Origin of the sequence: Aeromonas sp. S5(2024) (assembly GCF_041403025.1) — a bacterium.
Lineage (GTDB): Bacteria > Pseudomonadota > Gammaproteobacteria > Enterobacterales > Aeromonadaceae > Aeromonas > Aeromonas hydrophila.
Genome location: NZ_JBGLRI010000008.1, coordinates 84,946 through 110,465, shown reverse-complemented (window position 1 = coordinate 110,465; position 25,520 = coordinate 84,946). Strand labels below are relative to the sequence as shown.

Genomic DNA, 25,520 nt, shown 5'->3' with positions numbered 1-25,520 from the left:
GGCGTCCAGTGCATTGATAAGCTGCAACGGGTGCGTCTTCCGCCTGTTCACCGGCCCCACTAGCCTTGTCGTCATCACCCCCTTGTGGAGCCCGGATCATGTCACCCTTCACCCGCGTTTTACCTCCCGCTGCGCGCCGCCTCGGTCTGCTGGCGCTTGGCCTCGCCACCCTGTTGCCCATGTTGGCGGGGAGCATGGCCAGCATGCTGCTGCCGGCACTGGGCGCGGACTTTGCCGTTCCCTTCGCCAGTCTGCAGTGGGTGCTGGTGGCCTATCTGCTGGGACTCACCTGCCTGACGGTGGTGGCGGGCCGGTTGGGGGACAGGTTCGGCCGGCGCCGCCTGCTGCTCTGGGGCATGGGGCTGTTTGTGCTGGCCAGCCTGCTCTGCGCGCTGGCCCCGACCATCGGCTGGCTGCTCGCCGCCCGGGTGCTGCAGGGGACGGGAGCGGCCTGCATGCTGGTGCTGTCGCTGGCCATGGTGGGCCAGCTGGTGTCGCCGGCTCGGCGCGGCCGGGGCATGGGGCTGCTCGGTACCCTCTCGGCCTGCGGCACGGCCCTCGGCCCCTCGTTTGGCGGTCTGCTGCTGGATGTTGCCGGCTGGCAGCCGGCCTTTCTCGCGCTGCTGCCGATCGGCCTGCTGGCGCTGGTCTGTGGCCTGTTCGGCCTGCCTCGGGATGCGGCGTGCACAGAGGGGGAGGGGCTCAATCTGGCGAGTCTGTCACTCTTGCTGGTGGCGCTGCTCTGCTACGGGCTGGCCCTCACTTCGACGGGGGCGCTGGCCCTCTGGCTGGGGGGCGGGGCACTGCTGGCCACCGCCTGGCTGGTGCGCAGCGAGCTGGGTGCTGCCACCCCCCTGTTGCCGCTGGCGCTGCTGGGTACCCGTCGGCTGCGCGGTGGTCTGGCGGCCAGTGCACTGGTGGCCGGCATCATGGTGCTGACCCTGCTGATCGGCCCCTTCTATCTGCAGGGGGCATTCGGGCTCGATCCGCTGACCAGCGGGTTGCTCATCTCGGGTGGGCCCCTGCTGGCGGCGCTGACCGGGCTGCCCGCCGGCTGGCTGGTGGACAGGGTCGGCGCCATCACAGTGGTGCGGCTGGGATTGTCGCTGATGAGCGGCGCCGCGGCCTTGCTGGCGGTGCTGAGCCCAGCCCTTGGCCCGCTCGGCTATCTGCTGCCGATCCTGTTGCTGACCGCCGGCTACGCCCTGTTTCAGACCGCCAACAACAGCGCCGTGATCGGTGGCTGCGGCGGACAGGCCCGCGGGGCCGTGGCCGGGTTGCTGACCCTGGCGCGCAATCTGGGTCAGCTGACGGGGGCGGCTGGACTCGGCGCCCTGTTTGCTGGTCTGGCGGGCGGGGGCAATCCGGCCGTCGCCAGTGCCAGCGAGCTGCACTTCGCCATGCAGGCCAGCTTCGCCCTGAGCGGTGTGTTGTTGCTGGCCGCGCTCTGGCTGGCGGGAAGAGACCAGTGCAGTACGCCGGGCGAAGCGACCCGGGCAGGCTGCGAGTCGGGAGGAGGCTGAAAACAAAGACGCCTCCACAGGGGAGGCGTCTTGCTATGAGATTAAGCGGCTCGTTTACAGGAGATTAAACCGCTCAGCTCCTCGCTTTCGATCAGTCTGTTACAGGAGTAAACCGCTCAGATCCTCGTCTTCGATCAACCTGTTACAGGATAAAGCGGCTCAGATCCTCGTCTTCAATCAGTTTGCCGAGGTGGGCGTTGACGTAGTCGGTGTCGATGACGAAGGTCTCGCCGGACTTCTCGGAGGCGTCGTAGGAGATGTCTTCCATCAGGCGCTCCATCACGGTGTGCAGGCGGCGGGCGCCGATGTTCTCGGTGCGCTCGTTGACCTGCCAGGCCGCTTCGGCCAGACGGCGGATGCCATCCTTGGTGAACTCGATCTTGACCCCTTCGGTAGCCATCAGCGCCTGGTACTGATCGGTCAGCGAGGCGTTCGGCTCGGTCAGGATCCGCTCGAAGTCATCGGTGGTCAGCGCGGTCAGCTCGACCCGGATCGGCAGGCGGCCCTGCAGCTCGGGGATGAGATCAGACGGCTTGGCGATCTGGAAGGCGCCGGAGGCGACGAACAGGATGTGGTCGGTCTTGACCATGCCGTGCTTGGTGTTGACGGTGCAGCCCTCGACCAGTGGCAGCAGGTCGCGCTGTACCCCTTCACGGGAGACGTCGGGGCCCGAGCTCTCGCCGCGTTTGCAGATCTTGTCGATCTCGTCGAGGAAGACGATGCCGTTGTTCTCGACTGCGGCGATGGCTTTCTGCTTCAGCTCTTCCGGATTGACCAGGCGGGCCGCTTCCTCTTCGATCAGCGCCTTCATGGCCTCTTTGACCTTGATCTTGCGCTTCTTCTTCTGGTTCTGGCCCAGGTTCTGGAACAGCCCCTGCAACTGGTTGGCCATCTCTTCCATGCCCGGCGGGGTCATGATTTCGACGCCCATCGGGGAGGCGGAGAGCTCCAGTTCGATCTCCTTGTCATCCAGCTGACCTTCCCGCAGTTTCTTGCGGAAGATCTGGCGGGTGTTGGAGTTGTCGGCTTTCTCTTCCTCGCCCCAGCTGTTGCGCGGGTTGGGCAGCAGGGCGTCGAGGATGCGCTCTTCGGCGGCTTCCTCGGCGCGGTATTTCATCTTCTCCATCTCGGTTTCGCGCACCAGCTTGATGGCGGCATCGGTCAGATCGCGGATGATGCTGTCCACTTCCTTGCCGACATAGCCCACTTCGGTGAACTTGGTCGCTTCCACCTTGATGAAGGGGGCGTTGGCCAGCTTGGCCAGACGACGGGCGATCTCGGTCTTGCCGACGCCGGTCGGGCCGATCATCAGGATGTTTTTCGGGGTCACTTCATGGCGCATCTCTTCATCGAGTTGCATCCGGCGCCAGCGGTTGCGCAGGGCGACGGCGACCGCGCGCTTGGCATCGGCCTGGCCGATGATGTGACGATCCAGCTCGTGGACGATTTCTCTCGGGGTCATCTCGGACATGATGGCGTTCCTGTATCCGGGGCGGGCAGGGCCCACCCCTTGGAAAATGGGGTGTCTGGCAAGGCGGCCTTATTTGGCGGCCCTATTTCGCCGACTTATTTAGCTGAATAATCCAGCACTTCGATGGTGTGGTTGCCGTTGGTGAACACACAGATGTCGCCCGCAATCTTGAGGGACTTCTCGACGATGCTCTTGGCGTCGAGCTCGGTGTTTTCCAGCAGGGCGATGGCGGCGGACTGGGCAAAGTTGCCGCCGCTGCCGATGGCGATGAGATCGTGTTCCGGCTGCACCACGTCACCGTTGCCGGTGATGATGAAGGATTTGTGCTCGTCGGCGACGGCCAGCAGGGCCTCGAGGCGGCGCAGGGCGCGATCGGTGCGCCAGTCCTTGGCCAGCGCCACGGCGGCGCGCTCCAGGTTGCCCTGATGGGCCTGCAGTTTGGCTTCGAAGCGCTCGAGCAGGGTGAAGGCGTCGGCGGTACCGCCGGCGAAACCAGCCAGTACCTTGCCGTTGTAGAGGCGATGAACCTTGCGGGCATTGCCCTTCATGACGGTGTTGCCAAGGGAAACCTGGCCATCGCCACCGATGACGACCTGACCGTTGCGGCGAACTGAAACTATGGTAGTCACTTTACTTACCTCGCTTGAGCCGAATGACGGCCTGACTGTGCATGGCAAGAAAGATGGGGATGGCGAACCGGCTTTTCAAGCCTGCGGTGTGGCGAGACAAACGGGGCGGGAGAGGAGCGGTGGCAAGTGGCACCAAAAGAAACAGGGCCGGGTGTCGCCACCCGGCCCTGTTGTATGCATGCGGCGATCAGCCCTTCTTGGGGATGCAGCCGCTGATGCCGGAGCCCTGCAGCTTGCGGTTGGCCGCATCGGCCGCCGCCTTGCCGCTGAAGGGACCGACCATCACCTTGTAGACGGCGCCACCGGCCCCGTTGACCACCTGCAGGCTGGAAGAGAGCCCGGCGGTGAAGGCGATGCGCGCCTTGAGCGATTCGGCGGAATCCTGCGAGCGCAGGGCGGCGCACTGCATCATGTAGCGTTCGTTGTCGGCCGTCGCGGGCGGGGTTGCCGCCTTGGCCTTGGCGGCTTCGGCTCGTTCCCGCTCCAGTTCGGCACGCAGCTCCCGCTCCATCCGATCCCGTTCGGCCTTGCGGTCGATCACCTGCTCCTGAGCACTGGCCACCGGTGCGCCAGTCGCCGGCTTGGCCGGTTGTACCGGTTGCGGCTTGTAGGGCTGCACCTGACCGATGGGGGTGCCCGGTTGGGGAATGTCGGTCGGTACCGGTTGCGGCAGCTTCTCCGGCTGCAGGGTCATGGTTTCCGCCGGCGGTGGTGGCAGCACGCCCGGCTGGGGCGGCGGCTCGGTGATATCGACCTGCTTGTTCTCCAGCCGTTCGATATAGCTCCACTTCTCCTGCGGCAGACCGTTGTTCTGTGCCTTGGGCTTGTTGGCTTTCACCTGCTCTTCGATGGTCGGGGCATCATGACCCTTGCCACTGATGGTGTAGAGGAAGCCGCCGAACCCTGCCAGCAGCGCCCCGGCCAGCAGGGCCGGGATAACAGGAAAGCGGCGAGGTGCCGCTTTCTTGGTGTTGCGACCACCCGCCCGACGTCGCGGGCGGCTGCCGACATAATCCCGGGTCGCCATCTATTACATGCGCTCCAGGGTGTGGATGCCCAGTACGCCCAGACCCAGCTTGAGGACCTTGGCGGTGGCGGCGCACAGCAGCAGACGGCTCTGACGGGTCGCTTCGTCGACGCCATCCTTGTTGATCGGGCAGGCTTCGTAGAAGGTCATGAAGTTGCCGGACAGCTCGTACAGATAGGTACAGAGCAGGTGCGGCATGCCCTTGTCCGCCACGCCGTTGACCGCGTCGGAGAACTGGATCAGCTTCTGGGCCAGCACCTCTTCCGCTTCCTCGTTCAGGATCACATGACCGCTCAGGGTGTCGGCATCGACGCCGGCCTTGCGGAAGATGGACTGGATACGGGTGTAGGCGTATTGCAGGTATGGCGCCGTGTTGCCTTCAAAGGAGAGCATCAGGTCCCAGTCGAAGATGTAGTCGGTGGTGCGGTTCTTGGAGAGATCCGCATACTTGACCGCGCCCATGGCGATGGCGTGCACCACCTGGGCCTTCTCTTCGGCGGAGAGGTCGCTGTTGCGGCTCTCCAGCAGGGCGCTGGCGCGCTCTTCGGCTTCGTTCAGCAGTTCGACCAGCTTGACGGTACCGCCGGAACGGGTCTTGTAGGGACGGCCGTCCTTGCCCAGCATCATGCCGAAGGCGTGGTGCTCGAGCGGTACGGATTCCGGCACATAGCCCGCCTTGCGGGTGATGGTCCAGGCCTGCATCAGATGCTGGTGCTGACGGGAGTCGATGAAGTACATCACCCGGTCGGCGCCCAGGGTTTCGTAACGATACTTGGCACAGGCGATGTCGGTGGTGGTGTAGAGGAAACCGCCATCGCTCTTCTGGATGATGACGCCCATGGGCTCGCCATCCTTGTTCTTGTACTCGTCCAGGAAGACGACGGTGGCGCCTTCGCTCTCGACCGCCAGGCCGCGCGCTTTCAGATCGGCGACGATCTCCGGCAGCATGTCGTTGTACATGGACTCGCCCATGATGTCCTTGTTGGTCAGGGAGACATTCAGGCGGTCGTAGTTGCGCTGGTTCTGCTCCATGGTCATGTCGACCAGCTTCTTCCACATGGTGCGGCAGTACTCATCGCCGCCCTGCAGCTTGACCACGTAGTTGCGCGCGCGCTCGGCGAAGGCTTCGTCTTCGTCATAGTGGCGCTTGGCCTGGGTGTAAAAGGCTTCCAGATCGCGCAGCTCCATGTCGGAGGCGTGCTCGTTGGCCATCTTCTCCAGATAGGCGATCAACATGCCGAACTGGGTACCCCAGTCACCGATGTGGTTGGCACGCACCACCTTGTGGCCGAGGAACTCCAGCGCGCGGGCGGCCACGTCACCGAGGACGGTGGAGCGGATGTGGTGCACCGCCATCTCCTTGGCCACGTTGGGGGCGGAGTAGTCCACCACCACGGTCTGCGGCGCCGGCAGCTTCACGTTGGCGTTGGCAGAGGCGACCATGGCTTCCACCTGACCGGCCAGCCAGCTCGGGTCGAAGAAGAAGTTGATGAAGCCGGGGCCGGCGATCTCGACCTTGGCGATCAGATCGGAGGCGGGCAGGTGCTCGATGATGGCAGCGGCCAGCTCACGGGGATTCTTGCGGGCCGGTTTGGCCAGCAGCATGGCCAGGTTGGTGGCCAGGTCGCCGTGAGCCTTCTCCTTGCATCGGTCTACTTGCACGCGGGCTTCCAGGTCCGCCGGCAGGACGCCCGCTGACTTCAGATTGGCTACCGTTTGTTCAAGTAGATGATGAATATGCTCTTTCATAACTGACCACCAAGGTTGCGCGTCGAAAAATGACTGATATATAAGGGCGTGAATTTTACCCGCATCGGCCCGAGAAAACTATAGGGACGGCCCGCCGGAGTTGGACGGGCGGATATTTCACTGCATTTGGCACCGTAATCCAGAATATTGGACGGAAATTGTGGTGCTTATCCATTTCTACTGCATATCGAAGCGGCTTGTCCAGGCTATTTTCCCCTGATTGTTAAGGGGTTTTTTATTCCAACTCGTTCTGAATGATCTGCCCCGTCGGTACGGTCGTATCAACAGGGACCTTTTACCGAGGAATCTGTCGATGAAACTGGCGCTGTTTCCCCTCTCGGCCCATCTGCTGCCCGGTGGCATCATGCCGCTGCGCATCTTCGAGCCCAGATACCAGCGCATGATCGCCCAGGCGGGAGATCAGGGCTTCGCCCTCTGCATGCTGGATCCCCGCCAGCCCGATGCGCTGCGCAACATGTATCCCATCGCCACCCGGGTGCGGATCGTCGACTTCGATCAACTGCCGGACGGCCTGCTCGGCATCACGGTGCTTGGCATGGAGCGGGTCAGGATCACCGATCTGTGGCAGGAGGCAGACGGCTTGCGGCTTGGGGAGGTGGAGCAATTGCCCGCCTGGCGCACCGGCCGGCTCAATGCCGACCAGCACTCGCTGGCCAGGGCGCTGCAGGAGGTGTTCGAGGACTACCCGGAATACGCGGCCCTCTATCGCAACCCCGACTGGGGCGATGCCAGCTGGGTGGCCCAGCGCTGGCTGGAGGTGCTGCCGATCCCGGTGGAGCAGAAGCAGTGGCTGGTGGCGGCGGAAGACAACCAGCCGGCGCTCTCCCTGCTGAGCGGGTTGCTGGTCGCCAGCCATTGAGCCCTCTTTGATACGGCGCAGGTGATCCTTTTGCCGCGGCGCACGTATTGGCACTCATCACCCTCTTCAAGGTACGGCGCCATGGCATATACTGGCCAATCACAATCGACTCCGCACAGGATATCGCCCCCCATGGATGACTCCGCCGGCGATCTGAAATCCCTGCTGGTGCGGGTGGCCGAGCATGGTGACAAGGCCGCCTTCGCCACCCTGTTCCAGCACTTTGCCCCGCGCATCCGCAGCTACGGGCTGCGCCACCTCGGCAGCGAGGCCAACGCCATGGAGCTGGTACAGGAGACCATGCTGCTGGTGTGGCAGAAGGCCCGGCTCTATCACCCCGACAAGGGGGCTGCCACCACCTGGATCTACACCGTGATGCGCAATCAGGGCTTCGACATGCTGCGCCGACGCCGCGCCAGCAAAGAAGAGCTGTGTGCCGAGGAGCTGTGGCCCATGCTGGAGTTCAGGGCGGAAGAGGAGCACCTGAGCGGCGGCGAAGACGCCGTGCTGACCCGCCAGATGGCCCATTACGTCGGCACCCTGCCGGAACCGCAGCAGCAGGTGGTGCGCGGCATCTACCTGCAGGAGCTCTCCCAGCAGGAGCTGGCGGACCGGCTCGGCGTGCCGCTCGGCACCATCAAATCCCGCCTCAGACTGGCATTACAAAAATTGAAGGAACAAGTGGAGCAAGGCCATGATTAAAGCCCATCCCGTTCAGGCCATGTTGCGCGCCTTTGCCGCCGACGAACTGCCCCTGCCGCTGGCCGTCGGCGTTTCCGCTCACTGCGAGCTCTGCCCCGATTGCGCGGCCCGGCTGCGGGCCTGCGAAGAGGAGCTGGCCCGGCAATACCTGGCGCCCGCCGAAGAGTGCGAGCCGCTGCCGGCGGCGTTCGATGCCATGCTGGCCGGCATCCTGCAGCAGCCGGTGGCCAGTGCCGCCGCGTTGAGTCAGTCGGCGGCGGTCCAGCCCGAGCTGCAGGTGGCGGGCCAGTCGTACCGGTTGCCGCGGGTGCTGGCCCGTCACCACGCCCCCAGCTGGCGCCACATCGGTGCCATCCGGCAGGTGAGCCTGCCGCTCGACGAGCAGGGGGCCCGCGCCAGCCTGCTGCACATAGAGGCAGGCGGCCGCATCCCGGAGCACACCCACAAGGGTTACGAGCTGACCCTGCTGCTGGCAGGCACCATCGAAGATGGCGACACCTGCTATCAGGCCGGGGACTTCATCTGGCGCGATGCCAGCCACGCCCACAGTCCGCACACCCCGGACGGCTGCCTCTGCTACACGGTGCAGGATGCGCCGGTACAGTTCACCAAGGGGCTGTCGCGGCTGCTCAACGGCATCAGCCATCGTCTCTACTGAGTCATGGCGACAATAAAAAAGGGACCCTCGAGGTCCCTTTTTGCATGGTGTCGCGGCCGGATCAGGCGACGAACACCAGATAGACGGCGAAGGCCACCACGAAGCGGTAGATGGCGAACGGAATGAAGTCGAGGCGACGGATCAGCGCCAGGAAGGTCTTGATGGCGATCATGGCCACCACGAAGGCGGTGATGAAGCCCACCGCGAACATGGGGAAGTCGGCCATGGAGAGCAGATCCCGGCTCTTGTAGAGATCCAGTCCGCTGGCCGCCACCATCATGGGTACCGCCAGGATGAAGGAGAACTCGGCCGCCGCCTGGCGGCTGATCCCCATCAGCATGCCGCCGCTGATGGTGGCACCGGAGCGGGAGAAACCGGGCCAGAGCGCCAGACACTGGAACAGACCGATGCCGAGCGCCTGCTTGTAGCTGATGTCGTCCAGGGTTTCGGAACGCACTGCCGGGCGGAACTTCTCGGCGATGATCAGCAGGATGCCGCCGGCCACCAGGGCGTACATCACGGTTTGCGGGCCGAACAGATTAGCCTTGATCCAGCTGTGGATGGCGAGGCCGATGATCACGGCGGGCAGCATGCCGAGGATGATGTGTACCAGCGAGAGGGTGGCGTGTCCCTGCGCCGGTTTCTGGCCGAAGTGGATGCCGATCAGGCCAAACAGGCGGCGCCAGAACACGGCGACCACCGCCAGGATGGAGCCCATCTGGATCACCACTTCGAAGGTGGCAGCCTTGGGGCCGTCGAAGCCAAGCAGGTGGCCGACGATGATCATGTGGCCGGTGGAGGAGACGGGGAGGAACTCGGTCAGGCCCTCCACTATGCCCAGCACGAAGGCGACAAACAGGGCGTAAGACTCTGTCATGTTTCAGATCTCTTGATTATTGGTCCGGATGAAGTCGGCCCCGAGCCGAGCCAGGGGCGACCAATGATGGAGGAAAATCGGGCGGGCAACCAGTGAATATTGTGTCGGTGGCAGGCCCCGCTGGCGGGATCGACGGCGGGGCCATGGGTTTTCGTTCGAGTCAGATTTGTTTGCCGTCGGCATCGGCCCCGATCAGGCGGTGCCCTGGCTGGCCAGGATCCCCTCGATTTGCTGCAGCAGCGCCGCATCCAGCGGGGGTTGGGCCTGGGCTTCCACCGCGCTGACAATCTGCTGCGGGCTGCTGGCACCGATCAGGGCGCAGCTCACCACAGAGTCGCGCAGCACCCACTGCAGCGCCAGTTGCGACAGCGGTTGGCCCCGCTGCTGCGCCAGCGCATGCAGGGCTCGGATGGTGGCCAGCTTGCCGGCGGTGATCTGCTCGGGTTTGAGGAAGGGGCTGGCACTGGCGGCGCGCGAATCCGCTGGAATGCCGGCCAGGTAGCGATCGCTCAGCAGCCCGCCGGCCAGCGGGGAGAAGGCGACCACCCCCATGCCGTGCTCGCGGCAGACCGGCAGGGTGTCGGCTTCAATATCGCGCTGGAACAGGGAGTATTTGAGCTGATTGACCAGACAGGGGGTGCCCAGCTCCGCCAGCCGGGCGGCGGCCTGCGCGGCGAGCGGGGCCGGGTAGTTGGAGAGGCCGACGTAGAGCGCCTTGCCCTGACGTACCATCAGGGCCAGCGCCTGACAGGTCTCTTCCAGCGGGGTGCGAGGATCCGGCCTGTGGTGGTAGAAGATGTCCACGTAGTCGAGGCCGAGCCGGCGCAGGCTCTGGTGCAGGCTGGCAAACAGGTATTTGGCGCTGCCGCCATCGCCGTAGGGACCATCCCACATGATGTACCCCGCCTTGCTGGCGATGATGAGCTCGTCTCGATAGGGAGCCAGGCTCCCCTTGAGCAGCTTGCCGAAGGTGATTTCGGCCGACCCCGGCGGCGGCCCGTAGTTGTTGGCCAGATCGAAGTGGGTGATGCCCAGATCGAACGCCTGGTGCACCATGGCTTTCGCGGTGGCGGGATCGCACTCGGCGCCGAAGTTGTGCCAGAGCCCGAGACCGATACCGGGCAGACGCAGGCCGTGGCGACCGGCGGGTCGATAGACCTGGCGCTGATAGCGGTCGGGGGCGGCGAGGTAGTGATCATCCATAACGACTCCTTGCGTGGACTTGTGTGCGAGCGGATGTGACGGGTGACCCCGCGCCCTCTTCATCCGCCATGTCGGCGTGGAGCAGAGTGCACGGGGCCAGCATGTAGCCAGAGTGCCGCGAAACGGTGACGCCGCCCCGGCCTCGCCTGTGGTAGTCAGCGCAGGCCTGGCGGAGGGCGCCGGGTCAGCCGGCGGCGATAAAGCGATAACGGGTCTGGTGACGATAGGTCTGCCCCGGCAACAGCCAGGGGTCCCCCAGCTCGGGCCGGTTGGGACTGTCCGGCAGCTGCTGGGCCTCCAGACAGAAGCCGGCGTGATCCTGATGGAGTTGGCCATCGCGTGCTGGCGTATTGGCCAGCCAGTTGCCGGTGTAGAACTGCAGCGAGGGCTGGTTGGTGTAGACCTCCATCGCCAGCTGGCGATCCCCCGAGACCATCCGCGCCGCCCACTCGGCGCTCGGCCCGTTGAGCACGAAGGCGTGGTCATACCCCTTGGCCTGTTGCTGCTGCGGATGGCTCAGCCACTCTTGTCCGATAAGGCGTTCGTGGCGCAGATCGAACGGCCCCTCCACCGGTGCGAGCGCGAGCGGGAGCCCGCTCGGGTCGGTCGGCAGGAAACGGTCGGCATTGAGGCGGATGAGGTGATCGCGGACATTGCCATCGGCGGCTTGTCCATCGAGATTGAAGTAGGTGTGGCTGGTGAGGCTGACCGGGGTCGGGGCATCCGTGCTGGCGACGAAATCCACCACCAGATCGCACTGCTCCAGCCGGTACTCCAGCGTGACCCGCAGGTTGCCGGGAAAGCCCTGATCCCCCGCCCGGGAGAGCAGGGTCAGCCTGACCCGGTCCGCCTCCCGCTCCTTGAGCTGCCACTGCTGGCGATGAAACCCCGCCCGTCCGCCGTGCAGGCAGTGGGGTGACTGGTTGGCATCCAGCGGCCAGCGCTGGCCGTCGCGCAGCAGCTCGGCGCCGCCGATGCGGTTGGCAAAGCGCCCCGCCACTGCCCCCAGCCACACCTGCTGAGCGGGGTAGGCCTCATCGGCACAGCCCAGCAGCACTTCGCGGCGCCCGCCCGCCACCGGCAGGGTGAGGGAGGTGAGGGTGGCGCCAAAATCGAGGCCGCGCAGGCGCAGCCCCTCCTCATTTTCCAGCTCGAACGGGATCATGGCGTCGTTCATAGTCTGCCTGCACCTGTATTGCCGATCAGGCAGACGTCGCCGTCGGCCTGCATCATCAATGGGCTCATAGTTTTCCCGCCCCCGCGCTGGCGCGGCAGACGTAGCTGTCGGCCTTGAGGCCGAAGCGGGCCGGGTACTCGACATCGACCGCGGCGATCACCTCGGCCACCTTGTCGGGGTGCAGCAGGGCGACCACGCAGCCACCGAAGCCGCCACCGGTCATCCGCACACCGCCCTCGGTGCCGATCCTGGCCTTGATGATCTCCACCAGACCATCGATGGCGGGCACGGTAATTTCGAAGTCATCGCGCATGGCGGCGTGGGAGTCGGCCATCAGCTCGCCGAGGCGCACCAGATCCCCTTGCGCCAACGCGTCGGCGGCGGCCAGGGTGCGGCTGTTGTCGCCCACCACGTGACGGGCACGGCGGTAGCAGACCTCATCCAGCCCGGCCTTGCCCGCTTCCAGCGCCGCCAGATCCAGATCGCGCAGCGCCTTGACCCCGTAGTGACGAGCGGCTGCTTCGCACTGCTGGCGGCGGGTGTTGTATTCGCTGTCCACCAGGCCGCGGCGCACGTTGGAGTTGACGATCAGCACCGCCAGATCGGTGGGCATGGGGATGAGTCGGGTCTCCAGCGAACGGCAGTCGAGCAGCAGGGCGTGATCCTGTTTGCCGCTGGCGGAGATCATCTGGTCCATGATGCCGCAGTTGCAGCCGACGAACTGGTTCTCCGCCTGCTGGCCGTTGAGGGCAATCTCGGCCTGCGTGATGGCGAGCCCCAGTGCCTCCTTGAAGGCCTGGCCGATGGCCACCTCCAGCGAGGCGGAAGAGGAGAGGCCGGCCCCCTGCGGCACGTTGCCGGAGACCACCAGATTGAGGCCGCGCAGTGGATAGCCTCGCTCCTGCAGGTACTTCACCACCCCGCGGATGTAGTCGCTCCAGCGCTGATCGGCATGGTGGCCGATGGGCTGGTCGAGATCGAACAGGTCGCGCTGGTTGCCGTAGTCGGCGGCGATCACGTGCACCAGGCTGTCATCGCGCAGGCCGATGGCGACGCAGGTCTCGTAGTCGATGGCGCAGGGCAGCACGAAGCCATCGTTGTAGTCGGTGTGCTCGCCGATGAGGTTGACGCGGCCGGGGGCCCGCACCAGCAGGTCGGGTTGTTGCTCAAACTGCTCGGCAAACACGGCGCTGACGCGCTGGCTCGGGGTCATAGGGCCTCCTCGTTGGCCTGATTGGTTTGGTTGTAATGAATGGGGGAAAGCGCCCGCAGCCGTTCCGCGGCTTGCTCCGGGGTAAGGTCTCGCTGGGTCTCGGCCAGCATCTCGAAGCCCACCATGAATTTGCGCACCGTGGCGGAGCGCAGCAGCGGCGGATAGAAGTGGGCGTGCAGTTGCCACGCCTCTGGGCAGTCGGAGCGGGGCGGGGCAAAGTGCCAGCCCATGGAGTAGGGGAAGCTGCACTCGAACAGGTTGTCGTAGCGGCTGGTGAGCTCCTTGAGCGCGATGGCCAGATCCTGCTGCAGCTCGGGGGTGAGGTCGAGCAGAGAGGGAACGTGGCGCTTGGGCAGCAGCAGGGTCTCGAACGGCCAGGCCGCCCAGAAGGGGACTACCGCCAGCCAGTGGGCGGTCTCTACCACGATGCGGGAGCGATCCTGCAGCTCCCGCTCCACGTAGTCGACCAGCAGCGGGCGGCCGTGCTCCGCCAGCCAGTCGCGCTGGTGCTGCTCTTCGCGGGCAATTTCATTGGGCAGGAAGTCGCTGCCCCACAGCTGGCCGTGGGGATGAGGGTTGGAGCAGCCCATGACGGCGCCCTTGTTTTCAAACACCTGCACCCACTCCCACTGGGCCGACAGTTCGGCCACCTGCTCCATCCAGGTGGTGATCACCTGCTCGATGGCAGGCAGGGGCAGCTCGGGCAGGGTCTTGCCGTGATCCGGCGAGAAGCAGATGACCCGGCTGGTGCCACGGGCGGCTTCCAGCTTGAGCAGGGGATCCTGCTCGCCACTGGCGGCCGGGGTGTCCTGCATCAGGGCGGCGAAGTCGTTGGTAAAGACGAAGGTGTCCCGATAGTCGGGATTCTGGTCGCCGGTGACGCGCTTGTTGCCGGCACAGAGGAAGCAGTCGGGGTCATGGGCCTGGCTCGGCGCCTGGCTCACCTTCTCTACCTGGCCCTGCCAGGGGCGCTTGGCCCTGTGAGGGGAGACCAGCACGTATTGGCCGGTCAGCGGGTTGAAACGACGGTGGGGGTGATCAACCGGGTTGAACATCATCACTCCTCAAGCTCAATAAAAGGAATTGCGGGCAGTGATGAGGGCAGGTGCGCCGCTCATCTGTGGCCCCTCTCCCGCGACGGGAGAAGGGAGCAAAACGGACATCACGCCTCGTACCCCTGGGGGTTGGCAGATTGCCAGCGCCAGCTGTCGGCACACATGGCGGCCAGATCCCGCCGGGCACGCCAGCCCAGCTCGCGCTCGGCCTTGGCGGGATCGGCCCAGCATTCGGCGATGTCGCCGGGACGTCTTGGTTCGATGCGATAGGGCAAGGGGCGGCCGCTGGCCGTCTCGAACGCCGTGACCATCTGCAGCACGCTCTGGCCCTGGCCCGTGCCCAGGTTGTAGACGTGCACGCCACCCTTGCTGGCGCAGTGCTGCAGCGCCTTGACGTGCCCTTCGGCGAGATCCATCACGTGGATGTAGTCGCGTACGCCGGTACCGTCGACGGTGGGGTAATCGTTACCAAAGATGGAAAGGCAGTCGCGCCGGCCGATGGCGACCTGGGTCAAAAACGGCATGAGGTTGTTGGGGATCCCCTGGGGATCTTCCCCCATGGTGCCCGACTCGTGGGCGCCAACCGGGTTGAAGTAGCGCAGCAGGGTCATGCTCCAGTGCGGCTCGGCCCGTTGCAGATCCTCGAGGATCTCTTCGATGATCAGCTTGGAGCGGCCGTAGGGGTTGGTGGCGCTGCGCGGGAAATCCTCCCGGATGGGGGTGCTGGCCGGGTCGCCGTAGACGGTGGCCGACGAGCTGAACACCAGGTTATGGACGCCGGCCCGCTGCATCGCTTGCAGCAATACCAGGGTGCCGCTCAGGTTGTTCTCGTAGTATGCGAGGGGGAGGCGGGTGGACTCGCCGACCGCCTTGAGGGCGGCGAAGTGGATCACGGCGTCTATCCGTTGCTCGCTGAAGATGCGATCCAGCAGAGCCGGGTCACGGATGTCCCCCTGATAGAAGCGGGGCTCGCGCCCGCTGATGGCGGCGATGCGAGCCAGTACGCCCGCCTTGCTGTTGCAGAGGTTGTCCACCACCACGGGCTCCATGCCAGCCGCTTGCAGTGCCAGGCAGGTGTGGCTGCCGATGTAGCCGCAGCCGCCGGTGACCAGTACTTTCATCCTCATCTCCACGCTGAAAAAAGCCTGTGAAGGAGTCTAGCCGAGGGGCCGGCGGGCAAACTGTGAACTGGCTAACAAATATGTGTAAACGATTACACTTGTTTTGATGGTCATCATTTCAGCAATATGGTTTTCCCCCCTGTTATCAGTGACATTGCTCGGTATAATGGCGCCATCCCGAGCCGTGAAATAAGTGAAAACAGCATGAGTACCATCAAGGATGTCGCCCGTTTGGCCAACGTATCGGTGGCAACGGTTTCACGGGTGATGAACAACTCACCCAAGGCTAGCGCCGCCTCCCGCGAGGTGGTGCAGAAGGCCATGGCCGAACTGGGCTACACCCCCAATGCCAACGCGCGGGCACTGGTCAGCCAGACCTGTGACACCATGGGGGTGCTGGTGGGCGACGTGGCGGATCCCTTCTTCGGCGCCCTGGTCAAGGGGGTGGCCGCGGTGGCGGTGGAGCAGGGTCTGCACCTGTTGATGGGTAATGGTTTTCACAAGGCACGGCAGGAGCGCGAATCCATCGAACTACTGATCGGCAAGCGCTGCGAGGCGCTGGTGGTGCACAGCAAGGCGCTGAGCGACGAGGAGCTGATCGACTACGCGCTGCGGGTGCCTGGCATGGTGCTGATCAACCGCGACATCCCGGCGCTCAAGGGGCGCTGCATCGCCCTCAACAACCGGCAGGGGGCCGCCACGGCGACCCGCCATCTGCTGGAGCTAGGCCACCGCCACATCGCCTTCCTGAGTTCGGATCACGCCATCGAGGATGCCATCCTGCGGCTGCAGGGCTATCAGGATGCGCTGGCCGAGGCGGGGCTACGGGCCGATCCCGAGCTGGTGGAGAGCGGCATGCCCAACGAGGAGGGCGGCGAGCGCGCCATGCTCAACCTGTTGGCCAAGGGGCTGCCCATCACGGCCGTGGTGGCCTACAACGATGCCATGGCGGCGGGGGCTATCTCGGTACTGGCGGACAACGGCCTCAAGGTGCCGGAGGAGGTGTCGGTGGTGGGCTTCGATGACATTATCTATGCCAGATACCTGCGCCCCAAGCTCTCCACCATGCGCTACCCGGTTGAACTGATGGCAGCCCAGGCGGCCAAGCTGGCACTGCAGCTGGCGGCGGGGGAAAGCGAGGCGGTGCAGAGCCGCATTTACACCCCGACCCTGATCAACCGCCACTCGGTGGCGCCCGTTCGAAGCTGATCCCTTTCATTTACCTCTGTTTGTCGCTCCGGATCGCCGTTTTTGCGGCGCCTGATCCGGAGCCTTGGTCTTTTACCTGCATTTAGCGCATTTTTACCCTGTTTTACTTAACAAATTCAGTGTAATCGTTTACATCTGTGTGAGCGAGATCGCCGATCACCGGGCAAAACTCCCCTACACTGCATACGTTTTCGGCGTTCATGCAGGGAGAGAGAAGAATGCTCAGGGAGATAGTGGCCCGTCAGGACTGGCAGACCCAGGCGATTACCGCAGTGAATCGGTTGCCTGCCCATACCCCCTTGTTCAGCTGGCGCAGCGAAGCCGCGGCGCGGGATGATCTCGCCTCGCCATCGCGCACCCTGCTGGACGGGGAGTGGCGTTTCTCCTTCTTCGCGGCGCCCGAGCTGGTGCCGGAGCACTGGCTGGTCAAGGATCTGCCGGATGCCTGTCCCATCAAGGTGCCGGGCAACTGGCAGCTGGATGCGGCCTACCCAGGGTTGCGGCCTGCGACAGATGTGCCCATCTACACCAACATCAAATATCCCTTCCCGTGCGATCCACCGCGGGTGCCGGCCGAGAATCCCACCGGCTGCTACTCCCGCGAGTTCAGCGTGCCGGCCGACTGGCTCGCCAGCGGCCAGACCCGGATCATCTTCGACGGGGTGGACAGCGCTTTTCACCTCTTCTGCAACGGCCGCTGGGTCGGTTACTCCCAGGACAGCCGGCTGCCTGCCGAATTTGACCTGACCTCTTTCCTCTGCAGCGGTGACAACCGGCTGGCAGTGCTGGTGCTGCGCTGGTCCGACGGCTCCTATCTGGAAGATCAGGACATGTGGCGCATGAGCGGTATCTTCCGCTCCGTCAGCCTGCTGCACAAACCGGCTCGTCATCTGATGGACATCCGGGTCACCCCAGAGCTGGACGCCTGCTATCGGGATGGCCGACTCAAGATCGCGCTGCAGGCGGCCAATGGGGCCGGTCTGTCGGTGGCGGCCAATCTCTATGACGGCGGTGAGCGGGTGGCGACCCTGCGCCAGCCGATCGGCACGCAAGCCATTGACGAGAAAGGGGTGTATGACGATCGCGCCGAGTGCTGGCTCGAGGTGGCGGCCCCGCGCAAATGGAGCGCCGAGACCCCCCACCTCTATCGGCTCACCCTGACCCTGCTGGACGAGCAGGGGGAGCCCATCGAGAGCGAAGCCTATGACGTGGGCTTTCGGGCGGTGGAGATCCGTGGCGGCCTGCTGCGGGTCAACGGCCAGCCGCTGCTCATTCGCGGCGCCAACCGTCACGAACACGATGCGGCCAGCGGTCATGTGGTGACCCCCGCAGCCATCGAGCAGGATCTGCTGTTGATGAAGCGGCACAACTTCAACGCGGTGCGCTGCTCTCACTACCCCAATCACCCCGAGCTTTATCGGCTGTGCGACCGGCTCGGTCTCTATGTGGTGGACGAGGCGAACCTGGAGACCCACGGCATGACCCCCATGGGGCGGCTGGCGCGGGATCCCGCCTGGAGCAACGCCTTCCTGGAGCGGGTGACCCGCATGGTGGCCCGCGACTTCAACCACCCCAGCATCATCATCTGGTCCCTTGGCAACGAGTCGGGCTACGGCCCGGCCCACGATGCCATGTATGGCTGGGTCAAGCGGGCGGATCCGAGCCGTCCGGTGCAATACGAAGGGGGTGGGGCCGATACGCCGGCCACCGACATCATCTGCCCCATGTATGCCCGTACCCATCAGGATCAGCCCTTCCCGGCGGTGCCCAAGTGGGCGCTGGCCAAGTGGATCGGCCTGCCGGGAGAGACTCGCCCGCTGATCCTGTGTGAATACGCCCACGCCATGGGCAACAGCCTGGGGGGCTATGCCCACTACTGGCAGGCATTTCGCGATCATCCACGGTTGCAGGGTGGTTTCGTCTGGGATTGGGTCGATCAGGGACTGGACAAGCTGACCGATGACGGCCGCCATTTCTGGGCCTATGGCGGTGATTTCGGCGATACCCCGAATGATCGCCAGTTCTGCTGCAACGGTTTGGTGTTCCCCGACCGCACCCCCCATCCCGCCCTGTTTGAGGCAAAACGTGCCCAGCAGCCGTTCGGGTTGAGGCTGCTCGAGCGCCAACCGCTGACGGTCGAAATCCGCAGTGAATACCTGTTTCGCGAGACGGACAACGAGCGGCTGCAGTGGCGGCTGTGCGAAGACGGCGTAGTGGTGAGCCAGGGTGAATGCCCACTCACCCTGGCACCGCAGGAAAGCGTGACGCTGACTCTGCTGGATAGGTTGCCGGCCTTTGCGCCGGGGGCGCTCGCCTTGCTGGATCTCGCCATCGTGCAGCCTGCCGCCACGCCCTGGTCTGCGGTCGGTCACGAGGTGGCGCGCCAGCAATGCATGTTGCCTGCGCCGCTGGCGCTGCCTGTCGCCCGCACGCCAGCCACCTTCATCGAGCTGGCGGATGGCTGGCAGATCCGGGCGGCCACCAGCGAGTGGCGGCTGGACAAGGCCAGCGGCCGCGTCCACAGCTGGTGCAAGCTGGGCCGCGAGCAACTGAAAGAGGCCATCGCCGATCACTTCTATCGGGCGCCGCTCGACAACGACATCGGTACCAGCGAGGCGGACCACGCCGATCCCAACGCCTGGATCGCTCGCTGGCAGGAGGCCGGGCTCAATGAGTTGCAGCATCGCTGTCTCGACCTGGTAGTGAGCCCTGACCAAGGGGTTGTGACGGTGTATCACGGCTACTTCGTCGGTGAGGCGCTCAAGCTGCTGACCCGCTGGCGCCACCAGTTCGATCAGGATGGGGCCATGCGCCTCGCCATCGAAGTGGAGGTGGCGGCCGAGATGCCCTCTCTGCCACGCATCGGCGCCCGGCTCTGGCTGACCGACGAGGTGCTGGCGACAGGGGAGGAGGTGAGTTGGCTGGGGCGCGGTCCGCACGAGAACTACCCGGATCGCCTGTTGGCTGCCGACCTCGGTCGCTGGCAGTCGTCGCTCGATGCGCTGCACACCGCGTATGTGTTCCCGACCGACAACGGACTGCGCTGCGACACCCGCCAGCTGCAGCTGGGTACTGTCGAGGTCGAGGGGCTGTTCCATTTCAGCTTGAGCCGCTTCAGTCAGCAGCAGCTGGCACAGGCCCGCCACCAGACCGATTTGGTGGCCGAGGGAGGGCTGCACCTCTGTCTCGATGGCTTTCATATGGGGATTGGGGGCGATGACTCCTGGAGCCAGAGCGTGCGGCCGGAATATTGGTTGCAGCCGGGCGGCTACTATTGGAACTGTGTTCTACGCTGAATCTGAGCGATTGCTTAACAAGAAAGAGCCTCATTCAGGGCTTTAGTCTCGGAAGTCAAATGTAACTACATGATTTTTAATTGATTTGTTGCTATGTAACAGAGTGTAAACGTTTTCATTTTGTTGTCATGATCACAGATTGTCATACAACAAACTGATTACATTAGGCTGGCGCCAGTTCACTTGGTGTACAGCATTCCCTACAAAAACAGATAGAGAGATCGGAGCATAACAATGAAAAAGATCACGACCATTGCCGCCGTATTGATGAGCCTGATGGCTGGGGCCACCGCTCATGCCGAAACCCGCATCGGGGTGACCGTCTACAAATACGACGACAACTTCATGGCGGTAGTGCGTAAGGCAATCGAGAAGGAAGCTGCGGCCAACCCGGGGGTGGAGCTGCTGATGAATGACTCCCAGAATGACCAGTCCAAGCAGAACGATCAGGTCGACGTACTGCTGGCCAAAGGCGTGAAGGCGCTGGCCATCAACCTGGTTGACCCGGCTGCGGCCCCGGTCGTGATCGAGAAGGCCCGTGGCGAGGATGTGCCCGTGGTGTTCTACAACAAGGAGCCGAGCGCTGCCGATCTCGCCAGCTATGACAAGGCTTACTACGTGGGTACCGACTCCAAGGAGTCAGGCATCATCCAGGGTCAGCTGATCGCCAAGCACTGGAAAGCCAACCCGGCCTGGGATCTGAACAAGGATGGCGTCATCCAGTTCGTGCTGCTGAAAGGGGAGCCGGGTCACCCCGATGCGGAAGCCCGTACCACCTACGTCATCAAGACCCTGAACGACGGCGGCATCAAGACCGAGCAGCTTCACATGGATACCGGTATGTGGGATACCGCCATGGCCAAGGACAAGATGGACGCCTGGATCTCCGGCCCCAACGCCAACAAGATCGAAGTGGTCATCGCCAACAACGATGGTATGGCGATGGGTGCCGTCGAGTCGCTGAAGGCCCAGGGCAAGACCGCCATCCCGGTATTCGGGGTTGATGCCCTGCCGGAAGCGCTGGCACTGGTCAAGAGCGGTGCCATGGCCGGTACCGTGCTGAACGATGCCGCCAACCAGGCCAAGGCGACTTACGAGCTGACCAAGAACCTGGCGGAAGGCAAAGCGGCCGGGGAAGGTACCAAGTGGAACATCGTCAACAAGGTTGTGCGCGTTCCCTACGTTGGTGTCGATGCTGACAACCTGTCCAAATTCGAATAATTCCCTCCTCCCGGGCAAGGGGTCTCCCCTTGCCCTCAGTTTCAACCAGATGTGATGGCTGATATGACAACACAGCAACAATCAGAATGGCTGTTGGAGATGATTGACGTCAGTAAAAGCTTTCCCGGCGTCAAGGCACTCGATAATGTCAATTTACGGGTCCGTCCTCATTCTGTGCATGCGTTGATGGGCGAGAACGGGGCAGGAAAATCCACGTTGCTCAAGTGCCTGTTCGGCATTTACGAGAAGGATCAGGGCAAGATCTTCTTCAAGGGGCAGGAGATCAACTTCACCTCCTCGAAAGAGGCGCTGGAGAATGGCGTCTCCATGGTGCATCAGGAGTTGAACCTGGTGCTGCAACGCTCGGTGATGGACAACATGTGGCTCGGCCGCTATCCCACCAAGGGACTGTTCGTCGACCACGGCAAGATGTATCAGGACACCAAGCATATCTTCGACGAGCTGGACATCGACATCGACCCGCGGGTCAAGGTCGGGACCCTCTCCGTTTCCCAGATGCAGATGATCGAGATCGCCAAGGCGTTCTCCTATGACGCCAAGATCGTCATCATGGACGAGCCCACCTCCTCGCTGACCGAGAAAGAGGTGAGCCACCTCTTCAAGATCATCAACAAGCTCAAGGAGAAGGGCTGCGGCATCGTCTACATCTCCCACAAGATGGAAGAGATCTTCCAGCTGTGTGACGAGATCACCATATTGCGGGATGGCCAGTGGGTGGCGACCCAGCCGCTCAAGGGCATGACCATGGATCAGATCATCGGCATGATGGTCGGCCGTGAGTTGACCCAGCGTTTCCCGGAGAAGACCAACCAGCCGAAAGAGGTGATCCTCGAAGTCGAGCACCTGACGGCGAAGAACCAGCCCTCCATTCAGGACATCACCTTCAACCTGCACAAGGGGGAGATCCTCGGCATCGCCGGACTGGTGGGGGCCAAGCGCACCGACATCGTCGAGACCCTGTTCGGCATCCGCGATCGCAGTGAAGGTATCATCAAGCTGCACGGTCAGCCGGTGGCGAACCACAATGCCCACGAGGCGATCCGCAACGGCTTTGCACTGGTGACCGAGGAGCGGCGCTCCACCGGCATCTATTCGCGTCTCGACATCGCCTTCAACTCCCTGATCGCCAACATGGACAACTACAAAGGTTCCATGGGGCTGCTCAGCGACAACAAGATGAAGAGCGATACCCAGTGGGTCATCGACTCCATGCGGGTCAAAACCCCGACCCAGCAGACCCAGATCGGCTCCCTCTCGGGGGGCAACCAGCAGAAGGTGATCATCGGCCGCTGGCTGCTGACCCAGCCGGAGATCCTGATGCTGGATGAACCGACTCGCGGCATCGACGTGGGGGCCAAGTTCGAGATCTACCAGCTCATCCTGGAGCTGGCGAAGAAGGACAAGGGGATCATCATCATCTCGTCGGAAATGCCCGAGCTGCTCGGCATCACTGATCGCATCATGGTCATGAGCAATGGCCGGGTCGCCGGGATCGTCAATACCAAAGAAACTGACCAGAGCGAGATACTGCGCCTGGCATCTCTGTACCTCTAGAGACAGGAAGACATTTATGGAGTCGGCTAAAAATTTCAATCTGATGCGGGCGCTCAAGGAGAACGGCATCTACGTGGTGCTGCTGGTGCTGCTCATGATCATCGTGATAAAGGAACCCTCCTTCCTGAGTCTCACCAACTTCAGCAACATCCTGACCCAGTCTTCGGTGCGGGTCATCATAGCGCTGGGGGTGGCTGGCATCATCATCACCCAGGGGACGGATCTGTCGGCCGGCCGTCAGGTCGGCCTGGCGGCGCTCATCGCGGCGACCATGCTGCAGGCGTTGACGAACGTCAACAAGGTGTTTCCCAGCCTGGGCGAAGTACCCATTCCGGCGGTGATCCTGCTGGTGTGCGTGGTGGGGGCCTTGATTGGTCTGGTCAATGGTCTCATCGTGGCCTATCTGAACGTCACCCCGTTCATTACCACCCTGGGGACCATGATCATCGTCTACGGCATCAACTCCCTCTACTTTGACTCGGTAGGGGCCTCGCCGGTAGCCGGTTTTGACCCCCGTTTCTCCAGCTTCGCGCAGGGGTTCATCAAGCTGGGCGGCTTCAAGCTATCCTATCTGACCTTCTACGCCGCCATAGCCAGCGTGTTCGTCTGGGTGCTGTGGAACAAGACCCGCTTTGGCAAGAACATCTTCGCCATCGGCGGCAACCCGGAAGCCGCCAAGGTTTCGGGCGTCAACGTGGCGGTCAACCTGGTGATGATCTATGCGCTGGCTGGGGTGTTCTACGCCTTCGGTGGCATGCTGGAAGCAGGCCGGATCGGCAGTGCCACCAACAACCTTGGCTTCATGTATGAACTCGATGCCATCGCCGCCTGCGTGGTGGGTGGGGTGTCGTTTGCCGGCGGGGTGGGCACGGTCGCCGGGGTGATCACCGGGGTACTCATCTTTACATTGATCAACTATGGTTTGACCTATATCGGGGTCAGCCCTTACTGGCAGTTCATCATCAAGGGCGGCATCATCATTCTGGCGGTGGCGCTGGACTCCATGAAGTACGCCAAGAAGAAATAACGATTGGCAGAGAGGGTTGGCAGTGCCAGCCCTCTCTTCTGGAGGGATCCCATGCCATTCAAGGTCAAGATTTACGTCTTGCTGCTGCTGGCCATTCTGGTCACCATCGGCACTGCCTGGTTCAGCGTCAATCACTTCATCAGCGCCTACATCCGCACCCAGGCCACCCAGAACATCAACGAGCAGATCTCTCTGGTCAAAGAGAAGCTGGCCAGCGACATCAATCAAAAAATCCTGCTGGCGGCCAACCTCAACTTCGGGGTCACCAACGTCAAGAAGACGCTGGAAGAGACCGGCTTTCACAATATCGTCAAGGTTATTGGCGACATGGCGTTCGACGTGAGCGGGGTCATCAACGATACGGCCAAGGTCGATGCGCTGCGCAAGCTGATCCCCGCCGCCAACAACCAGATCACCATCAGCCCGCTGCAGCAGGTGGATGGCAAGCCCGTCATCTCCATTCTGGTGCCGCGAGGGGCCGACTCTGCCTACCTTTATTACCTCGACATGAGCGAGTTCAAGAACCTGCTGGAGAAGGTGAGCGGCGAGGGGCGTTACTTCTCGCTGGCCGATGGCCAGGGCAATGTGCTTTACAGCAGCAAGCCGCAGGGAGAGAACGAGGCTCGTCCCAATCCGCTGGATATCCGTGGCAGCAGCTGGACGCTGACTGGCTACATCGATCTCGACTACATCCGCACCATGACCCAGGCGCTCAATGGCCAGATCATCATGGCGTTGCTCGGGGTGGCGGCGGTGGTGATGGTGCTCGCCGTACTGGCGCTCAATCTTGCCTACCGTCCCATCCTTTCGCTGCGGGATCTGGTGCTGGAGCTCTCCCGTGGCAGCGGCGACCTGACCCGTCGGCTGGCGGTAACCAGTACCGATGACCTTGGCCAGATTTCAGCCGGTATCAACCGCTTTATCGAGCGACTGCAGGAGATGATGAACGAGGTACGGCAGGCCAGCGGCCAGCTCAACAGCGGTATCGAGGGGCTGGCCAGCCAGACCGGCGCCGCCCAGTCCCTGCTGGCGGATCATGTGCGCGAGACCGAACAGGTGGTGACCGCCATCAACGAGATGAGCCGCACCGCGGTCTCGGTATCGGAGAGTGCGGCCAGCACGGCCCAGTTGACCGGCCAGAGCCAGCAGCTGGCGAGCCAGTCCCGCCAGGTGGTGGATCAGGCCATGGCCAGCGTGATGGCGCTGGTGGACGAGGTGGAGGCCACTGCCCGCTCCATCGAGGCGATGCAGCAAGATGTGCAGCAGATTGGCTCAGTGCTGGGGGTTATCGGCAGCATAGCCGAGCAGACCAACCTGCTGGCCCTCAACGCCGCCATCGAGGCGGCCCGCGCCGGCGAACAGGGGCGCGGTTTTGCGGTGGTGGCCGACGAGGTGCGTTCCCTCGCCGCTCGCACCCAGCAGAGCACGGCGGAGATCCAGACCATGCTGGCCAGTCTGCAGCGGGGTACCCAGACGGTGGTGGATGCCATGGGCAACACCAAGCAGAGTTGCCAGGGCGCCGCCGAGAACACCACCCGGGTCAATGAATCGCTGGATCTGATGGCGAGAGAGGTGGTGGAGATCAACGATCTTATCAGCCACATCGCCACGGCGGCGGAACAACAGAGCGCGGTAGCCGAAGAGATCAATCGCAACATGAGTACAATTGCCGAGGTGATCCGCCAGCTGACTCACAACGGGGAGGAGACGGTAGCCAGCTCCGCCGCGATGCAGCAGACCTATGACAGGCTGCGGGAGATTGTGGGCCACTTCCGGCTCGAGTAGATGTTGGAGGCTGGCCGCCTAAGAAAAATGGCCAAAAAAGATGGGGGCGACTTGCGTCGCCCCCGATAGTCTTATCGCTCATGTCCTTGAACGAAGTTGCTCCCTGCAATCCCTGACTATAC

General features: G+C 63.4%; 20 protein-coding genes. 10 read left to right on the top strand and 10 right to left on the bottom strand.

The genetic code is table 11. The annotated features are described in order from the left end of the window. Window positions 1-98 precede the first annotated feature (98 nt). Entirely contained in the window at window positions 99-1,523 is a 1,425-nt protein-coding gene (locus tag ACB032_RS15855; RefSeq protein ID WP_371138287.1) for an MFS transporter, read from the top strand. A 142-nt stretch (window positions 1,524-1,665) separates the two neighbouring features. On the opposite strand, the gene hslU is transcribed toward ACB032_RS15855, so the two are convergent. From hslU to argS, 4 genes are all read right to left on the bottom strand, one after another. Beyond that, window positions 1,666-2,994: an HslU--HslV peptidase ATPase subunit gene (gene hslU / locus ACB032_RS15850; protein WP_024945162.1), complete on the bottom strand. Its 1,329-nt coding sequence runs from the start codon at window positions 2,992-2,994 to the stop codon at window positions 1,666-1,668. Window positions 2,995-3,089: 95 nt separating this feature from the next. Continuing rightward, window positions 3,090-3,623, bottom strand: a complete 534-nt coding sequence (hslV, locus tag ACB032_RS15845; protein ID WP_005306539.1) for an ATP-dependent protease subunit HslV — start codon at window positions 3,621-3,623, stop codon at window positions 3,090-3,092. A 187-nt stretch (window positions 3,624-3,810) separates the two neighbouring features. Next, window positions 3,811-4,650, bottom strand: a complete 840-nt coding sequence (locus ACB032_RS15840) for an SPOR domain-containing protein (protein WP_011707775.1) — start codon at window positions 4,648-4,650, stop codon at window positions 3,811-3,813. Between the two features lie 3 nt (window positions 4,651-4,653). Then, complete coding sequence (argS, locus tag ACB032_RS15835) at window positions 4,654-6,399, bottom strand: arginine--tRNA ligase (protein ID WP_024945163.1); 1,746 nt, start codon at window positions 6,397-6,399, stop codon at window positions 4,654-4,656. Window positions 6,400-6,712: 313 nt separating this feature from the next. On the opposite strand from argS, the gene ACB032_RS15830 reads away from it, so the two are divergent. The 3 genes from ACB032_RS15830 (at window position 6,713) to ACB032_RS15820 (ending at window position 8,639) form a co-directional block, all read left to right on the top strand. Further along, complete coding sequence (locus ACB032_RS15830) at window positions 6,713-7,279, top strand: LON peptidase substrate-binding domain-containing protein (protein WP_024945164.1); 567 nt, start codon at window positions 6,713-6,715, stop codon at window positions 7,277-7,279. 132 nt (window positions 7,280-7,411) lie between these two features. Beyond that, on the top strand, window positions 7,412-7,981 hold the full coding sequence (locus ACB032_RS15825) for a sigma-70 family RNA polymerase sigma factor (protein ID WP_065392591.1): 570 nt from the start codon (window positions 7,412-7,414) through the stop codon (window positions 7,979-7,981). Next, a complete protein-coding gene (locus ACB032_RS15820; RefSeq protein WP_371138286.1) occupies window positions 7,974-8,639 on the top strand; it encodes a ChrR family anti-sigma-E factor in 666 nt (221 codons plus the stop codon). The genes ACB032_RS15825 and ACB032_RS15820 overlap by 8 nt, the downstream gene beginning before the upstream one ends. Window positions 8,640-8,700: 61 nt before the next feature. Here ACB032_RS15820 and bacA read toward each other — a convergent pair whose 3' ends face one another. The 6 genes from bacA to galE form a co-directional block, all read right to left on the bottom strand. Beyond that, the gene (gene bacA, locus ACB032_RS15815; RefSeq protein WP_016352313.1) at window positions 8,701-9,516 is read right to left on the bottom strand and encodes an undecaprenyl-diphosphate phosphatase; all 816 of its coding nucleotides are present in this window, start codon (window positions 9,514-9,516) and stop codon (window positions 8,701-8,703) included. Between the two features lie 192 nt (window positions 9,517-9,708). Then, window positions 9,709-10,719, bottom strand: a complete 1,011-nt coding sequence (locus ACB032_RS15810; RefSeq protein ID WP_371138285.1) for an aldo/keto reductase — start codon at window positions 10,717-10,719, stop codon at window positions 9,709-9,711. Between the two features lie 184 nt (window positions 10,720-10,903). Continuing rightward, entirely contained in the window at window positions 10,904-11,896 is a 993-nt protein-coding gene (galM, locus tag ACB032_RS15805) for a galactose-1-epimerase (protein ID WP_371138284.1), read from the bottom strand. Window positions 11,897-11,960: 64 nt separating this feature from the next. Next, on the bottom strand, window positions 11,961-13,109 hold the full coding sequence (gene galK, locus ACB032_RS15800; protein ID WP_139391305.1) for a galactokinase: 1,149 nt from the start codon (window positions 13,107-13,109) through the stop codon (window positions 11,961-11,963). Further along, window positions 13,106-14,164, bottom strand: coding sequence for a UDP-glucose--hexose-1-phosphate uridylyltransferase (locus ACB032_RS15795; RefSeq protein ID WP_042862890.1), 1,059 nt, complete (start codon window positions 14,162-14,164; stop codon window positions 13,106-13,108). The genes galK and ACB032_RS15795 overlap by 4 nt, the downstream gene beginning before the upstream one ends. 107 nt (window positions 14,165-14,271) lie before the next feature. After that, window positions 14,272-15,285, bottom strand: coding sequence for a UDP-glucose 4-epimerase GalE (gene galE / locus ACB032_RS15790; protein WP_371138283.1), 1,014 nt, complete (start codon window positions 15,283-15,285; stop codon window positions 14,272-14,274). A 204-nt stretch (window positions 15,286-15,489) separates the two neighbouring features. Between galE and ACB032_RS15785 the strand changes: the two genes are divergently transcribed. From ACB032_RS15785 to ACB032_RS15760, 6 genes are all read left to right on the top strand, one after another. After that, window positions 15,490-16,494 (top strand): substrate-binding domain-containing protein, encoded by a 1,005-nt coding sequence (locus ACB032_RS15785; protein ID WP_011707764.1) that lies wholly within the window; start codon window positions 15,490-15,492, stop codon window positions 16,492-16,494. A 218-nt stretch (window positions 16,495-16,712) separates the two neighbouring features. After that, window positions 16,713-19,790 carry a beta-galactosidase gene (locus tag ACB032_RS15780; protein WP_371138282.1) on the top strand — a complete coding sequence of 1,026 codons (3,078 nt, stop codon included), beginning with the start codon at window positions 16,713-16,715 and terminating at the stop codon, window positions 19,788-19,790. Between the two features lie 234 nt (window positions 19,791-20,024). Next, window positions 20,025-21,011: a galactose/glucose ABC transporter substrate-binding protein MglB gene (gene mglB / locus ACB032_RS15775; RefSeq protein WP_011707762.1), complete on the top strand. Its 987-nt coding sequence runs from the start codon at window positions 20,025-20,027 to the stop codon at window positions 21,009-21,011. A gap of 54 nt (window positions 21,012-21,065) precedes the next feature. Then, entirely contained in the window at window positions 21,066-22,586 is a 1,521-nt protein-coding gene (gene mglA / locus ACB032_RS15770) for a galactose/methyl galactoside ABC transporter ATP-binding protein MglA (protein ID WP_011707761.1), read from the top strand. Between the two features lie 16 nt (window positions 22,587-22,602). After that, window positions 22,603-23,613, top strand: coding sequence for a galactose/methyl galactoside ABC transporter permease MglC (gene mglC, locus ACB032_RS15765; RefSeq protein ID WP_011707760.1), 1,011 nt, complete (start codon window positions 22,603-22,605; stop codon window positions 23,611-23,613). A gap of 51 nt (window positions 23,614-23,664) precedes the next feature. Then, complete coding sequence (locus ACB032_RS15760; protein ID WP_371138281.1) at window positions 23,665-25,398, top strand: methyl-accepting chemotaxis protein; 1,734 nt, start codon at window positions 23,665-23,667, stop codon at window positions 25,396-25,398. The last annotated feature ends 122 nt before the right edge of the window (window positions 25,399-25,520 follow it).